The organism is Stenotrophomonas terrae, assembly GCF_001431465.1.
In the GTDB taxonomy this organism is placed as follows: Bacteria; Pseudomonadota; Gammaproteobacteria; order Xanthomonadales; family Xanthomonadaceae; genus Stenotrophomonas; species Stenotrophomonas terrae.
Genome location: NZ_LDJJ01000044.1, coordinates 1 through 15,771 on the forward strand (window position 1 = coordinate 1; position 15,771 = coordinate 15,771).

8 protein-coding genes are annotated in these 15,771 nt (G+C 65.7%); 6 read left to right on the plus strand and 2 right to left on the minus strand.

Annotated elements, in window-relative coordinates; translation table 11 throughout:
* Positions 1-674: 674 nt before the first annotated feature.
* Together ABB27_RS13145 and ABB27_RS13150 are read right to left on the minus strand one after the other, a co-directional pair.
* On the minus strand, positions 675-1,400 hold the full coding sequence (locus ABB27_RS13145; protein ID WP_057629250.1) for a glutamine amidotransferase: 726 nt from the start codon (positions 1,398-1,400) through the stop codon (positions 675-677).
* The gene (locus ABB27_RS13150) at positions 1,397-3,169 is read right to left on the minus strand and encodes a GspE/PulE family protein (protein WP_152984572.1); all 1,773 of its coding nucleotides are present in this window, start codon (positions 3,167-3,169) and stop codon (positions 1,397-1,399) included. The genes ABB27_RS13145 and ABB27_RS13150 overlap by 4 nt, the downstream gene beginning before the upstream one ends.
* Positions 3,170-3,291: 122 nt before the next feature.
* Between ABB27_RS13150 and glyQ the strand changes: the two genes are divergently transcribed.
* The 6 genes from glyQ to ABB27_RS13180 all read left to right on the plus strand — a co-directional run bounded on the left by glyQ (position 3,292) and on the right by ABB27_RS13180 (position 15,486).
* Positions 3,292-4,203 (plus strand): glycine--tRNA ligase subunit alpha, encoded by a 912-nt coding sequence (gene glyQ, locus ABB27_RS13155; protein WP_057629252.1) that lies wholly within the window; start codon positions 3,292-3,294, stop codon positions 4,201-4,203.
* Entirely contained in the window at positions 4,200-6,272 is a 2,073-nt protein-coding gene (gene glyS / locus ABB27_RS13160; RefSeq protein ID WP_057629253.1) for a glycine--tRNA ligase subunit beta, read from the plus strand. The genes glyQ and glyS overlap by 4 nt, the downstream gene beginning before the upstream one ends.
* A gap of 228 nt (positions 6,273-6,500) precedes the next feature.
* Positions 6,501-8,300: an autotransporter assembly complex protein TamA gene (locus ABB27_RS13165; protein ID WP_057629254.1), complete on the plus strand. Its 1,800-nt coding sequence runs from the start codon at positions 6,501-6,503 to the stop codon at positions 8,298-8,300.
* 44 nt (positions 8,301-8,344) lie between these two features.
* Complete coding sequence (locus ABB27_RS13170) at positions 8,345-12,157, plus strand: translocation/assembly module TamB domain-containing protein (RefSeq protein ID WP_057629284.1); 3,813 nt, start codon at positions 8,345-8,347, stop codon at positions 12,155-12,157.
* A 272-nt stretch (positions 12,158-12,429) separates the two neighbouring features.
* A complete protein-coding gene (locus ABB27_RS13175; RefSeq protein WP_057629255.1) occupies positions 12,430-14,577 on the plus strand; it encodes a S46 family peptidase in 2,148 nt (715 codons plus the stop codon).
* Between the two features lie 171 nt (positions 14,578-14,748).
* A complete protein-coding gene (locus tag ABB27_RS13180) occupies positions 14,749-15,486 on the plus strand; it encodes a winged helix-turn-helix domain-containing protein (protein ID WP_152984573.1) in 738 nt (245 codons plus the stop codon).
* Positions 15,487-15,771 lie beyond the last annotated feature (285 nt).

Below are 15,771 nucleotides of genomic sequence, written 5' to 3' on the forward strand. Positions count from 1 at the left end.
CTGCTGTCTGTAGTGCCGAGCCATGCTCGGCAGGGGCTCTACCGGGAATGCCTCTTGCCGAGCATGGCTCGGCACTACCCAGGTCGGATGTGCCACCAGCTTCGCGGCTGACGCCGCTCCTACACCCTCAACGTGCTTCGCGCCGCAAATGCTGCACGTTCGCGCAGCGAGAGGGCTGCTGGCGGTAGTGCCGAGCCATGCTCGGCAGGGGCTCTACCGGGGAACGCCCCTTGCCGAGCATGGCTCGGCACTACAGAGGACGGATGCACCACCAGCTTCGCGGCTGACGCTGCTCCTACACCCTCAACGTGCCTTGCGCCGAACATGCCGAACGTTCGCGCAGCGAGAGGGCTGCTGTCGGTAGTGCCGAGCCATGCTCGGCAGAGGCTCTACCGGGAATGCCCCTTGCCGAGCATGGCTCGGCACTACAGAGGACGGATGCACCACCAGCTTCGCGGCTTACGCCGCTCCTACACCCTCAACGTGCTTCGCGCCGCAAATGCTGCACGTTCGCGCGGCGAGAGGGCTGCTGTTTGTAGTGCCGAGCCATGCTCGGCAGGGGCTCTACCGGAGAACGCCCCCTTGCCGAGCATGGCTCGGCACTACAGAGGACGGATGCACCATCAGCTTCGCGGCTTACGCCGCTCCCACAGCTCCCACAGGCCCTACAGCCCTCAGTGCGCTTCACGCCGCACATGCCGCACGAAACGGCGTAGCAGCTGGCGGGCCAGGGGTGCGGCGGTCACTTCGCGGGCGACGCTGCGGGCGCAGCCGCCGTGGCGGGCGATGCAGTCGGCGCGGGCGCGCACGTAGCCGCGCATGTGGTGGGTGGCGAATTCGGGGTGGAACTGCAGGCCCCAGGCCTGCTCGCCCCAGCGGAAGGCGTGGCAGTTGTCCTGCACCGAGCGGGCCAGCACGGTGGCGCCTTCGGGCGCGCGCAGTACCGTCTGCAGGTGGGTGGCGTGGGCCGGGAAGCTGGCCGGCAGGCCGGCGAACAGCGGGTCGGCCGCAGCCGGGGCTTCCAGTTCCAGCTGGATGGTGCCGGACTCGCGCCCGGCCGGGTTGTAATCCACCTGCCCGCCCAGCGCGTGCGCCAGCAGCTGGTGGCCGTAGCAGATGCCCAGCAGCGGCATGCCGGCGTGGGCGGCGTCGCGCAGCCAGTCGGCGCTGCGCTCGCTCCAGTCGGCGCGGTCGGTGACGAAGGCAGCCGAGCCAGTGACTATCGTGGCGGAAAAATCGCCGCGGTCGGGCAGCTGCTCGCCGCGCTCGACGTTGACCACCACGGTGTCGGCTTCTTCCAGGCCGGCGGCGACGCGGATCCAGTGCGGAAAGCGGCCATAACGGCGCAGGGTCGGGAATGGTTGCCCGGTTTCAACGATCAAGAACGGCTGGGGCTTCATTCCGAGGGAGGCAGGACAGACAGGACTTCCTCGATTGTAGTCAGCCCTGCGGCTACCTTTTCAAGACCCGTACGGCGCAGGGTGCGCAGGCCTTCAGCGGCGGCGGCTTTGCTGAATCCGGCCAGATCCATGTCGCGGGTGATCCGCGCGCGCAGCCGCGAACCCAGTGGTAGCAACTCATACAGGCCAATCCGGCCCATGTAACCGGTGCGCCGACACTCCAGGCAACCGACCGGTGCATATGCCGTGACCACATCTGGTAATGCGTCATGGGCATGACGCAAGGGTGCCCAATCGGCCTCGCTCAAGGTGTCTGGCACTTTGCAGTGCGGGCACAGGGTACGCACCAGCCGCTGCGCCAGCACGCCGTTGACGGTGGAGGCGATCAGGTAATGCGGCACGCCCAGGTCGAGCAGGCGGGTGATCGCCGAGGGCGCATCGTTGGTATGCAGGGTAGACAGCACCAGATGGCCGGTCAGCGAGGCCTGCACCGCCATCTGCGCGGTCTCCAGGTCGCGGATTTCGCCGATCATGATGATGTCCGGGTCCTGTCGCAGCAGGGTGCGCACACCGGCGGCGAAATCCAGGTCGATATTTGTCTGCACCTGCATCTGGTTGAATTCGGGCGCGATCATTTCGATCGGGTCTTCCACCGTGCACACGTTCACATCCGGCGTGGCCAGGCGCTTGAGCGTGGAATACAGGGTGGTGGTCTTGCCCGAACCGGTGGGGCCGGTGACCAGCACGATGCCGTGCGGGCGGGCGACCAGCTCGTTCCAGCCAGCGGCTTCTTCCGGGCTGAAGCCGAGCTGCTCGATGCTCTTGAAGGCCGAATCCGGGTCGAAGATACGCATCACGCACTTCTCGCCAAAGGCGGTGGGCATGGTCGACAGGCGCATTTCCACCTCGCGCCCGCCCGGCGAGCGGGTCTTGATGCGGCCATCCTGCGGGCGCCGGCGCTCGGCCAGGTCCATGCGGCCGAGCACCTTGATGCGGCTGACCACGGCGGTCATCACCGACGGTGGCAGCTCGAATACCTTGTGCAGCACGCCATCGATGCGGAAACGCACCCGCCCCATGTCGCGGCGCGGCTCCAGGTGGATATCGCTGGCGCGCTGTTCATAGGCGTATTGCAGCAACCAGTCGACGATGCTGACCACATGGTGGTCGTCGGCATTGACGTCGCCGGCGCGGCCCAGCTCGACCAGCTGTTCGAAGCTGGGCAGGCCGCTGCTGTTGCTGCCGTCGCGGTTATCGCTGCGGGCGTTGCGCACCGAGCGGGTGACGCCGAAGAACTCCATCGAGTAGCGGTGCAGGTCCAGCGGGTTGACCAGCACCATGTCGATGCGGCGGCGGCTCAGATGCTGCAGGTCGGGCACCCAATCGCGCGCCATCGGCTCGCTGGTGGCCACCAGCACGCGCTCGCTGTCCACTGCCAGCGGCAGGATGCGGTGGCGGCGCGCATAGGCGTGGGAGACCACGGCGGTGGCGCCGGCGACGTCGACCCGGGTCGGATCGATGCGCAGGTAGCGGCTATGGGTACGGTTGGCCAGCCACTCGGTCAGCCGCTCCAGGCTGAGTTCGCCGCTGCCCTGGGCGGCGGCCAGTTTCAGGTTGGCCAGCAGCACCAGCGGGTGGACCTCGCTGGCATTGCGCGCACCCTGGGCGGAAAAACGGATCCGCTCCTGGTCATGCGCGGCGACCAGCCCGTCGGCCAGCAAAGCACTGGCGATATTGGAAAACTGCAGCCTTCCCGGGGCGATAGCCACCGGTGCTGATGGTGCCTGAGAGCCCTCTACGGCCGCGTTCTCCACCCCAAACCCCTTGCTGGCGCGGCCATCGCGCGGTCGGTCGCTATACTAACGCACCCCTTACGTACGGCTCAGGCAGCATGTCCGCGACTCCCCCCGTTTCGATAACTTTCCAGGGACTGATCCAGACCCTCAACGATTTCTGGGCGAAACAGGGCTGTGTCTTGATCCAGCCGCTGGACCTGGAAGTGGGCGCCGGTACCTTCCATCCGGCCACGTTCCTGCGCTCGATCGGCCCGGAAAGCTGGAATGCCGCCTACGTGCAGCCCTCGCGCCGTCCCACCGATGGCCGCTACGGCGAAAACCCCAACCGCCTGCAGCGCTACTACCAGTACCAGGTGGCGATGAAGCCGAGCCCGGACAACATCCAGCAGCTCTACCTGGATTCGCTCAAGGCGCTGGGCATCGACCCGCTGGTGCATGACCTGCGCTTCGTCGAGGACAACTGGGAATCGCCGACCCTGGGCGCCTGGGGCCTGGGCTGGGAAATCTGGCTCAACGGCATGGAAGTCACCCAGTTCACCTACTTCCAGCAGGCCGGTGGCCTGGAATGCCGGCCGGTGCTGGGCGAAATCACCTACGGCCTGGAGCGGCTCTGCATGTACCTGCAGAACTGCGACAACGTCTACGACCTGATCTGGACCTACGGCCCGGACGGCACCCCGGTCACCTACGGCGATGTCTACCACCAGAACGAGGTGGAGCAGAGCACCTACAACTTCGAGTACGCCGACGTGGAAGAAATGTTCCATCGCTTCGACGCCTGCGAGAAGGAAGCGCAGAAGCTTGTGGAAGCCGGCCTGCCGCTCCCGGCCTATGAACAGGTCTGCAAGGCCTCGCATTCGTTCAACCTGCTGGATGCGCGCCGCGCCATCTCGGTGACCGAGCGCCAGCGCTACATCCTGCGCGTGCGCACGCTGTCGCAGGCGGTGGCCAAGCTGTACGAGGCCAAGCGTCTGGAAGCGGTCGCCGCCAAGGAGGTGCAGGCATGAGCATGCAGCCGCTGCTGATCGAACTGGGCGTGGAAGAGCTGCCGGTCAAGGCGCTGCCGGGCCTCGCGCAAGCCTTCTTTGATGGTGTGATCGATGGCCTGGCCAAGCGTGGCGTGGCCTTCGAGCGTGGCGATGCCAAGCCGCTGTCGACCCCGCGTCGCCTGGCCGTGCTGTTGCCGGGCGTGGAAACCGAGCAGCCCGAGCAGCACTCGGAAGTGTTCGGCCCGTACCTGAACATCGCGCTGGACGCCAATGGCGCGCCGACCAAGGCGCTGCAGGGCTTTGCTGCCAAGGCCGGGATCGACTGGACCGCGCTGGAGCGCACCACCGACGCCAAGGGCGAGCGCTTCGTGCTGCGCTCGGTCACCCCGGGCGCGCAGACCGCCAGCCTGCTGCCGGAGATCCTGCGCGAGGCCATCGCCGCCATGCCCATCCCCAAGCCGATGCGCTGGGGCAACCACGATTACGCCTTCGCCCGGCCGGTGCATTGGCTGGTGCTGCTGCACGGCACCGACATCGTGCCGGCCGAGTTGCTGGGCCTGAGCTCGGACCGCTTCAGCCGCGGCCACCGCTTCATGGCCGATAAGCAGGTGTGGCTGAGCACGCCGAACGACTACGTTGAATCGCTGAAGGCGGCCAATGTGCTGGTCGATGCCGATGCACGCCGCGAGCGCATCATGGTCGAGGTCAATGCCGCAGCCGCACAGGCCGGGGGCGTTGCCCGCATCACCGACGACAACCTGGAGCAGGTGGTCAACCTGGTCGAATGGCCGGCGGCAGTGCTGTGCAGTTTCGAACGCGAATTCCTGGCCGTACCGCAGGAAGCGCTGATCGAGACGATGGAGATCAACCAGAAGTTCTTCCCGGTGCTCGATGCCGGCGGCAAGCTGACCGAGAAGTTCATCGGCATCGCCAACATTGAATCCAGGGACGTGGCCGAAGTTTCCAAGGGCTACGAGCGGGTCATCCGTCCGCGCTTCTCCGATGCCAAGTTCTTCTTCGACGAAGACCTCAAGCAGGGTCTGGTGGCGATGGGCGAAGGCCTGAAGACCGTCACCTACCAGGCCAAGCTGGGCAGCGTCGCCGACAAGGTGCAGCGCGTCAGCGCGCTGGCGCAGGTGATTGCGCCGCAGGTCGGTGCCGACCCGGTGCAGGCCAAGCGTGCCGCCGAGCTGGCCAAGAACGACCTGCAGTCGCGCATGGTCAATGAGTTCCCGGAACTGCAGGGCATCGCCGGTCGTCACTACGCCGTTGCCGGTGGCGAATCGCCGTCGGTGGCGCTGGCCATCGACGAGAGCTACCAGCCGCGCTTTGCTGCCGATGACATCGCCTTGTCGCCGCTGGGCAAGGTGCTGGCGATCGCCGAGCGCCTGGACACCCTGGCCGGCGGCTTTGCCGCAGGCCTGAAGCCGACCGGCAACAAGGATCCGTTCGCCCTGCGCCGCAACGCGCTGGGTCTGGCCCGCAGCATCATCGAGTCGGGTTTTGATCTGGATCTGCCGGCGCTGCTGGCCACTGCCAACGCCGGCCTGGCCGAGCGCAAGGTGCAGGCCGATGGCGCCGAGCTCTACGACTTCATCGTCGACCGCCTGAAGGGCTACTACGCCGACAAGGGCGTGCCGGCCACCCACTTCAACGCCGTCGCCGAATTGAAGCCGGCCTCGCTGTACGACTTCGACCGCCGCATCGATGCCATCGGCACCTTTGCCCAGCTGCCGGAAGCCGAGGCACTGGCCGCGGCCAACAAGCGCATCCGCAACATCCTGCGCAAGGCCGATGGTGAGATCCCGGGCAGCATCGATCCGTCGCTGCTGCGTGAGCCGGCCGAGAGCGAGCTGGCCGAAGCGGTGGTCGCCGCCATCGACGACACCGGCACCGCGCTGGCGCACAAGGACTACGTGGCCGTGCTCGGCCGCCTGGCCCGGCTGCGCCCGCAGGTGGATGCGTTCTTCGATGCGGTGATGGTCAACGCCGAAGACCCGGCACTGCGTGGCAACCGCCTGGCGCTGCTGCGCACCCTCGGCGACCGCCTCGGCAGCGTGGCGGCGATCGAGCACCTGTCGAACTGATCGGCCTTGGATGTCTGACCGCAACAGGCCCGCGCAAGCGGGCCTGTTGTCTTGTGGAGCCGGCAACCGCAATCGGTAGTGCCGAGCCATGCTCGGCTGGGCATTACCGGTACAGCCTCTGCCGAGCATGGCTCGGCACTACAGAGACCACCGCTGCCGAGCATGGCTCGGCACTACGGTGCGGTGGGATGACGGTTATGTGATTTTGCTGGTCATGTTCGGACCGGTATGCTGACGCGCATGCAGCTATCTCGAATCACCCCGCTCCTTCTGTTCCTGGCAATGCTGGCAGCAGCACCGCTCGCCCATGCCCGTGGCACCATCGAAAAAGTCCAGATCAAAGGTCTGGACAAGGGTGATGACGCCGAGATGATCGAAAACATCGAGGTTTCACTCTCGGTCTACGATGCGATCGGCAAGGTGCAGGGCGAGTCACGGTTGGAATACCTGCTGTCGCAGGCCGAGCGGCAGACCCGTACGGCGCTGGAACCGTTCGGTTTCTACAACCCCAAAATCACCATCGAAGCACCGCGTACCGGCGATACCCTGCAGGTGCTGATCCAGGTCGACAAGGGTGAGCAGGTCAAGGTCCGCACCGAGGAACTGGCCATCACCGGTCCGGCCTCGCGCGATCAGTATCTGCAGGAAGACATCGAGGCCTTCCAGCCCAAGACCGGCGAGGTCTTCGATTCGGTCAACTACGAAGCCAGCAAGATCAAGATCACCCGGCGCCTGGCCGAGCGTGGTTACTTCGATGCCGATTTCACCCAGCGCAAGGTGGAAGTGACGCGCGCCGAGAATGCTGCCGACATCTTCCTCACCTGGGACAGCGGCCGCCGCTACAACATGGGCCCGATTTCCTTCGAGCAGGATTACTTCCGCCCGGACCTGTTCGAGCCGCTGGTCTACTGGGAGCAAGGCAGCTACTGGCATGAAGGCAAGCTCGACCGCCTGCGCGAGTCGCTGACCAAGCTCGACTACTTCAGCGTCATCGATATCCAGCCGCACCCGGAACAGGCCGATGACAACGGCGAGGTGCCGGTCAACGTCAAGCTGACGCGTGCCAAGCGCACCATCTACACCGCTGGTCTGAGCTATGGCAGCGAGAGCGGCCCCGGTGTGCGCGGTGGCGTCGAGCGTCGCTACGTCAACCGGCGCGGGCACAAGCTCACCACCCAGCTGGACTATGCGCAGAAGCGCAAGAGCTTCATCACCAGCTACCGGGTGCCGGGCTTCCGCTGGCTGGATGGCTGGTATACCTATGCGGTCAGCGCCTATGACGAGCAGACCGACTACATCGACCTGCGCAACATCAAGCTGATCGCCAGCCGCAGCGGCGAGATCAACGAGAACTGGACCGCCATCGTGTCGATGAACGCCCTGCGCGAACGCTGGCGCTACAGCTCCGGCGATGCGTTCAACGCGGCGGTCTACAACTATTCAACGCTGGTCTACCCGCAGCTCACCGCCGACTACGTCAATGTCGATGACAAGAGCTTCCCGCGCCGTGGCCTGAGCGGCAACGCCACCATGCGCGGTGGCATCGAAGGCGCAGGCTCGGATACCAGCTTCATCCAGGCCGATGCCACCGTGCGCTGGTACATCCCGCTGGGCGATGTCGATCGCCTGATCCTGCGTGGGCAGGCCGGCACCACCTGGACCAGCGATCTGGTCTCGATGCCGCCCAGCCTGCGCTATTTCGCCGGTGGTGACCGCTCCATCCGTGGTTATGCCTACCGTGAAGTCGGCCCACGCACGCCGGCACCGGACAAATACGCACTCGGTGCCAAGAATCTGGTGATCGGTTCGGCCGAGTACGAGCATTACTTTGGCGGTGGCCCGTGGGGCGGCGCGGTGTTCGTCGATACCGGCAGTGCTTTCGACAACACCATTGATCTGCACACCGGCGTCGGTTTCGGCGTGCGCTGGAAATCGCCGGTGGGCCCGGTCCGCATCGATATCGCCCATGGCTTGAACAACCCCGATTCGCAGTTCCAGCTCTACCTCAACATCGGAGCTGACCTGTGAGCCGCCGTCCCGACGACGTGAGCCCGGAAGAACGCGAGGCGCGCATCGCCGAGCTGCGGGCCAAGCGCAAGGCGCGTCTGCGCACGCTGGCGATCCGCAGCGGCATCACCATCACCGTGCTGGTGCTGCTGGGCCTGTTTGCCTTGTATTGGCTGCTGCAGACGGTGGCCGGGCGCGAGGTATTGCTGGCGCAGGTGGTGGCGCGGCTGCCGGCGGGTTCCTCGCTGACCTGGAGCAAGGCAGAAGGCCCGCTGGCCGGGCCGCTGATCCTGCACGACCTGGATTTCCGCTACAACGATCTGCATTTCACCGCGGCGCAGGCCTATCTGGATCCGGATATCCGCCCCCTGCTGGGCCGCAAGCTGCGCCTGGACGCACTGCGCATCAGCGACGCCACGCTGGAACTCGGCCCCTCCGAAGACAAGCCGTTCGAGTTGCCGCGCTGGCCGGATGTGCTGCCTGCGATCGAGCTGCCGCTGGCCCTGCAGGCCGACACCATCGTGATCGATGGCCTGCGCATCACCCAGCTGCAGCAGCCGATCATCGATATCACCCGCATCCGCGGTGGGCTGGAAGCGGCGAATGGCGAATTCACCGCCAGCCAGCTCAAGGTCAACAGCAACCTGGGTGATTTCCGCATCGACGGCCATTACCTGCCGCGCGAGGATTACGCCACCGACCTGACCGTGCGCGCTCTCATGCCGCCGCGTCCGGGCCAGCCTGCGGCGCGCCTGGGCCTGGTCGCTCGCGGTGACCTGGCGCACATGGAAGTAGCCATTGCAGGTTATGCACCCAAGCCGCTGCATGTCAGCCTGATCCTGGACGGCCGCACCGATCCGGTATGGAATGTGGCCGCGCGCAGCGAGCAGCTGGACATCGGGCAAGTGGTACCGGCGCAGTTCCTGGCCGAAGCCCCGGCACCGCTGGCGCTGGATTTCACCGCGCGCGGGCGCGGTGGCCAGGCCAAGCTGCAGGGCCGGGTACGCCAGGGCGAGAACGAGCTGGTGCTGGCGCCGTCCAATGTCGCCATCGAGAACCAGGTGCTGACGGTCGCACCGCTGGTTGCTGAGGCCTTCGGCGGCAGCGTGCGCCTGCAGGGCACTGCCGATTTCAGCGATGCGCAGAATCCGGGCTTCCACTTCGCGGTGGTGGCCAATCAGCTGACCTACACCCCCGAACCGGACCCGAGTTCACCGGACAGCACGCCGGTGCCGCTGCACCTGAAGGAAGCGCGGCTGGGCGTGGCCGGCAACCTCAAGAATTGGGCCGCGGTCGGCAAGGCCGATGTCGCGCGCGATGCACAGGACGCCAATCTGGATTTCGACGTGCGGGGCAACGACCAGCAGGCACGCATCGAACGGCTCAAGGCGACCACCCCCGGCGGCGCACTGGAATTGAAGGGCTCGGCGGCATGGGCGCCCGAACTGGCCTGGGATGTGGAAGCGAGCCTGGCCAAGTTCGACCCGGGCTATTTCGCCCCAGGTTGGGAGGGCAATCTGTCCGGCACGTTCGCTTCCAAGGGCAAGCAGTTGCCGGCAGTGGCTGGCAGTACCGACATGCGCTTTGAAGCCAGCTTGGACGTACCGCAGATCAACGGCATGCTGCGCGGCCGCCGCGTCGATGCGCGCGCAAAGCTGGCCCTGCAGGGTACCCAGGGCGAAGGCAATGTGCGGCTGGTGATGGGCGACAGCCAGATCGAGGCCAAGGGCAAGGTCGGTGATCGCCTGGATGTGGATGCACGGCTGGAGCCGCTGCACCTGTCCGATCTGCTTCCCGGTGGCACCGGCAGCCTGGCCGGTACGCTGCAGCTGCGCGGCACCCCCAGCGAGCCGGACATCACTGCCGACCTGCGCGGTAATGGCCTGCAGTGGGACGATTGGAAAGCACAGCAGATCAGCATCAACGGTCGCCTGCCCTGGCGCGGTGACAGCGGCGCACTGCAGATCCATGGCAGCGCGGTCGAGGTAGGCATGCTGCTGGACCAGGTCAACATCAACGCACGTGGCAGCGTGCAGAACCTGCAACTCGATGCCGATACCCGCAACGAGCTCGGTGCGGTAGCGCTGAGCGGCAGCGTGCGGCAGCAGGGCCAGGCCTGGCGCGGCGAGCTGGCATCGTTGCGCATCGCCCCGGTCAAGGGTGCGCCCTGGCAGCTGCGGCAGCCGGCCGCGTTCAACGTGCAGGGCAGCAACTTCACGTTGGCCGATGCCTGCCTGGGTGCGGAAACCGGCGGCGCCTTGTGCATTGCCGCCAACTGGCCGCGCGAAGGCCTGCAGCTGCGCGGCGATGCCTTGCCGCTTGCGCTGGTGCAGCCCTGGTTGCCGCCCAACGAAGGCCGCCGCATGTACCTGCGCGGCGAGATCACCCTGGACGGTAACATCCGCCCACGTGGCAATGCCTGGGAAGGTGCCTTCAAGGTGGCCTCGGCCGAAGGCGGCATCCGCCTGGGCGACAACGCCCGTGGCGAGCTGGTGCGTTACGACAATTTCTCGTTGAACGTGGACATGCTGCCCAACAGCATCAAGGGCTACCTGGGTGTCGGTTTCAAGGGTGACGGCTTCATCGATGCCAAGGTGCAGACCGGTTGGGAGCCCAATGCAGCGTTGACCGGCGAGTTGTACATGAACATCGCACGGCTGTACTGGCTGGAGTTGTTCTCGCCCGACCTGGTGCGCCCGCAAGGCCTGATCGAAGGCCACGTCAGCCTGCGCGGCACGCGCTCGCAGCCCACCCTGGGCGGTGACGCCAAGCTCAGCAACTTCACCGGTGAGTTCCCGGCCCTGGGCCTGACCCTGAGCGAAGGCAGCGCCACCTTCGTCGCCCAGCCCGATGGCTCGGCGCGCATCAGCGCTTCGACCAAGACCGGTGGCGAAGGGGCATTGCAGGTGGACGGTGGCCTGTCCTGGTTTGGTGACGCACAGCCGCTGCAACTGCATATCCATGGCGACAAGGTGCTGCTGGCCAACACCAGCGAGCTGCGCGTGGTCGCCAACCCGGACCTGAACTTCACCCTGGCCGGCACCGCGATGGAGCTGCGCGGCAGCGTGCATGTGCCCGAAGCCCACCTCGACCTGGAGCGCCTGGATCGCGGTACTTCGTCGTCGGAAGACATCGTGGTGCTGGACCCGGTGGATCCGGAAGAAGGCCCCTCCTCGCCGCTGGACATGGACCTGACCGTCAGCCTCGGCGACAAGGTCAAGATGAGCGGCTTCGGCCTGAAGGGCGCGTTGACCGGGCGGATGCAGGTGCGTGCGCGTCCGGGCCGCGAGATGACCGCCAACGGCGGCCTGGAAGTCAGTGGCCGCTACAAGGCTTACGGCCAGGACCTGACCATCACCGATGGCCAGCTGCTGTGGAACTACGGCGTGGTTTCCGATCCGCGCATCAACATCAAGGCCGAACGTGCCATTGGTGACGTCACCGCCGGCATCACGGTCACCGGCCGCGCGCAGCAGCCGAAGGTGGACGTGTGGTCGAACCCGGCGATGTCGCAGTCCGAATCGCTTGCTTACCTGGTGCTGGGGCGTAGCCTGAGCATGGCCAGCAGCGACCAGGCACAGCAGGTCAACGCGGCCTCGGCGGCGCTGTCGGCCGGCAGCGGCCTGTTGGCCGCGCAGGTGGGCGCCAAACTGGGCCTGGATGATGCCGGCGTCAGCCAGTCCCGCGCACTGGGTGGCTCGGTGATCGGCGTGGGCAAGTACATCACGCCCAAGCTCTACATCGGCTACGGCGTCTCGCTGGTGGGCAGCGGCTCGGTGCTGACCCTGAAGTACCTGCTGCGTCGCGGCTTCGACATCGAAGTGGAATCGTCCACGGTTGAAAACCGCGGCTCGGTGAACTGGCGCAAGGAGCGTTGAGCAGCAGGGGGTGTTGTGGGAGCGGCGTAAGCCGCGAAGCCAGCACTCCCACCGCAGCCATTGGCGCATAGCACTGGCCGAAGATGCTTCACCGCGAAGCCATACAGCAATGGCTTCGCGGCTTACGCCGCTCCTACATGGCCCGCGCTTTCGGCAGCGCCCTGACGTAGCCCACACAAGCGCTGGCTGCCCCTGTTGTGACTGCTGGCGGTTGCCGCTCCTGGCGGGGGCCGCTACTGTCGGCGGCTGTTCTGTAATCCGCTGGAGTTCCGATGACGCGTAAACCGCTTACCGCCGCGCTGGCGCTGGGCATGAGCCTGGCCGCTGTTGCCGCCCACGCCAACGAAGGCATGTGGATGCCGACGCAGCTGCCGGAGCTGGCCAGGACGCTGAAGGAAGCCGGCTTCAAGGGTGACCCGAAGCAGTTGGCCGATGTCACCGCGCCGCCCTTGAGTGCGGTGGTACGGGTGGGCGGTGGTACCGGCTCGTTTGTCTCCGACGACGGCCTGCTGCTGACCAATCACCATGTGGCCTACGGCGTCATCCAGTACAACGCCAGCAAGGAGCACAACACCATCGACGACGGCTTCATCGCCCAGGGCCGCGACGACGAGCGCGCTGCCAATCCCGATTACCGGGTGCTGGTGACGGTGGGCTTCGACAAGGTCACCGATGAGGTGCTCAAGGACGCGCGCGGCAAGACTGGCCGCGGTTACTACGATGCGGTGGAAAGCGCACGCAAGCGCATCGTCGCCGACTGCGAAGCCGAGGGCGGTGTGCGCTGCTCGGTGGCCAATATGTACTACGGCAGTGATTTCTACCGCATCCGCCAGCTGGAGCTGACCGATATCCGCCTGGTCTATGCACCGCCGCGCGCGATCGGCAACTACGGCGATGAAGTCGACAATTTCATGTGGCCGCGGCACACCGGCGATTTCACCCTGCTGCGTGCCTATGTGGGCAAGGACGGCAAGCCGGCGCCGTATAGCAAGGACAACGTGCCTTACCATCCGCCGGCACATCTGAAGATGTCGCTGGATGGCCCCAAGGAAGGCGACTACGCAATGCTGGCCGGCTACCCGGGCACCACCTATCGGCTGCGCACCGCTGCCGAGTTCGCCAACCAGATCGATAGCGTGCTGCCGCGCCGCGTCGAGGTTTTCCAGCAGCTGATCGATGTGATCGAAGCGCAGGGCAAGACCAGCGCCGATGCACGCACCCGCTATGCCTCGCAGCTGCAGTCGCTGAAGAACAACCGCAAGCGTGCCGCCGGTGAGCTGGAAGGCCTGCTGCGCAGCGATGCCAAGAGCCAGCGTGCGCAGGACGAGCAGGCCATGCTGGCCAGCGCCGATGGCAAGTACAAGGCGGATATCGACGCGTTGTTTGCCTCGTTGGCGGAGGATCGCGCGGTTGGTAGCAGCGAATTCCTGGTCACCTTGATGTCCAGCCAGACCCAGTTGCTGCGCTCGGCGCTGCTGCTGGAACGGCTGCGGGTGGAATCGCTCAAGCCCGACGCCGAGCGTGAGGCCGGTTACCAGCAGCGTGACCAGGCTCTGATTGAAGGCGTGCTCAAGCAGGTGCAGCGCCGCTACGACCCGACGGTCGAAAAAGCCCTGCTCACAGCCTTGCTGACCCGCTACCAGCAGTTGCCGGATGCGCAGCGCGATTCGCATTACGACAACCTGTTCGGGCGCACCCCGGCCGAATTGGCCAAGCACCTGGACGAGCTGTACGCACAGACCAAGCTGGGCGATGAGGCGCAACGCCTGTCGCGCTTCGAGGCGGCGCGCAAGGGCGGCTTCATCGAAGCCGACCCGCTGGTCTCGGTGGCCTCGGCGCTGGTGATGGCACAGCTCAGCGCCGAACGCGACAGCAAGGAGCGCGAAGGCGAACAGCTGCGCCTGCGCCCGTCCTATATGCAGGCCTTGTTCGCCTGGCGCGCAAGCCAGGGCAGGGCGGTGTACCCGGATGCCAACAGCACCCTGCGCATCAGCTACGGCAAGGTCGAGGCGCTGCACCCGCGCGATGCGGTCAGCTACGCGCCGGTCACCACTGTGGCCGGCATCGTCGAGAAGAACACCAATACGGTGCCATTCGACGCCCCCAAGCCGCTGCTGGCGGCCATCGCCAAGGGTGATTTCGGCAGCACCGCCGATCCGGTCCTGAAGACCCAGACGGTCAACTTCCTGACCAACCTGGACACCACCGGCGGCAACTCCGGTTCGCCGGTGCTCAATGCCAAGGGTGAGCTGATTGGCCTGAACTTCGATTCCAACTGGGAATCGGTCAGCGCCAGCTGGTGGTTCGACCCGCGCTACAAGCGTGCGGTGCACGTGGACATGCGCTACCTGCGCTGGCTGCTGGCCAAGGTGTACCCGGCGCCGGCGCTGCTGCAGGAAATTGGCGTGCCGGCGGAGTAAACGCCGCGGGAGAGGGCGGCGCGCCAACGCCGCCCTTTTCGTTCATAAACAAGCGCCGTCCGTTTCATTCATAAAACGGCGTGTACCCGGTTTCAGCGGTAACTGACATTACGCTAGGCTAAAATCCCAGCTATACGTGGGCTGTTTACTTAAGCCCGACAGGGAGAGTGTGTGGCATCGGATCTGAACTTCGCGCCCGTTGGCGCAGCCAATCCCATGGCCTTGGCGCCGTTGCGTATCTGGATTGTCGGCAACCTGGAACTGCTGCAGCCGTTGTTGCCCTACGGTGCCCAGATCCAGGCCCTGGACAGCGTTGAGGCGCTGTACCGCGAACTGGTGATCGTCCCCTGCGACATCGTCGTGATCGACACCACCCGGGTCCGCACAGGCATGGTCGAGACCGTCGAACACCTGCGCCGCCGTGATGATCTGGGCGTGGTGCTGCTGGTGGACCCGCTCACCCCGCAACTGATTGCCGAAGGCCTGTGGGCTGGTGCTGACGCCTGCCTGCCGCATCGGCCGGAGCCCGAATTCCTGGCAGCCAAGCTGTACAGCCTGCGCCGGCGCCTGCCTGGTGAAGCCGCGCAGCTGGTGGAAAACCTGGCTTCGGCCAACGACAACACCTGTTGGTCGCTGGAATCGGACGGCTGGGACCTGCGCGGGCCCAACGGACAGGTGTTGGCGCTGACCGAGGCCGAGCGCGCATTCCTCACTTTGTTGTTCTCTTCGCCGGCTGAGACAGTCGCCCGCGAACGCCTGATCGCCGCCCTCACCGACCAGCCCTGGAGCTTTGATCCGCATAGGATCGAGGTGCTGGTGCACCGCCTGCGCAACCGTGTGCAGGCCGCCACCGGCTGTACCCTCCCGGTTCGCGCAGTTCGGGGTGCCGGCTACCGTTTGACGGTCTAGTTCACAGTTTTAAATTCAGTGACGATTCATTGATTTGAAGATGCGCCTGTTCACATTTGTGAGAGGCGAAATACGTAAATCCCGCGTGAAATCAATGTGATAGCCATGTGATGCGCAACGCATCAAGTCCGTTACGAAAGTAAGTGAGATTTTCCGTCATTTAACGGAACTGAATACGCCCCGGCGCGCCGTAAGAATCGCCGCCAACACGAGCACCCCCACGGTGCCGACTTGGCAGTTCGTTTTTGGGGCGAACTGTCTGACCACACGAATTTTCCCCGGGCT

Coding starts and splice junctions, on each gene's coding strand:
- ABB27_RS13145 (WP_057629250.1), bottom strand. CDS start 1,400: ATGAAGCCCCAGCCGTTCTTGATCGTTGAAACCGGGCAACCATTCCCG.
- glyQ (WP_057629252.1), top strand. CDS start 3,292: ATGTCCGCGACTCCCCCCGTTTCGATAACTTTCCAGGGACTGATCCAG.
- glyS (WP_057629253.1), top strand. CDS start 4,200: ATGAGCATGCAGCCGCTGCTGATCGAACTGGGCGTGGAAGAGCTGCCG.
- ABB27_RS13165 (WP_057629254.1), top strand. CDS start 6,501: ATGCTGACGCGCATGCAGCTATCTCGAATCACCCCGCTCCTTCTGTTC.
- ABB27_RS13175 (WP_057629255.1), top strand. CDS start 12,430: ATGACGCGTAAACCGCTTACCGCCGCGCTGGCGCTGGGCATGAGCCTG.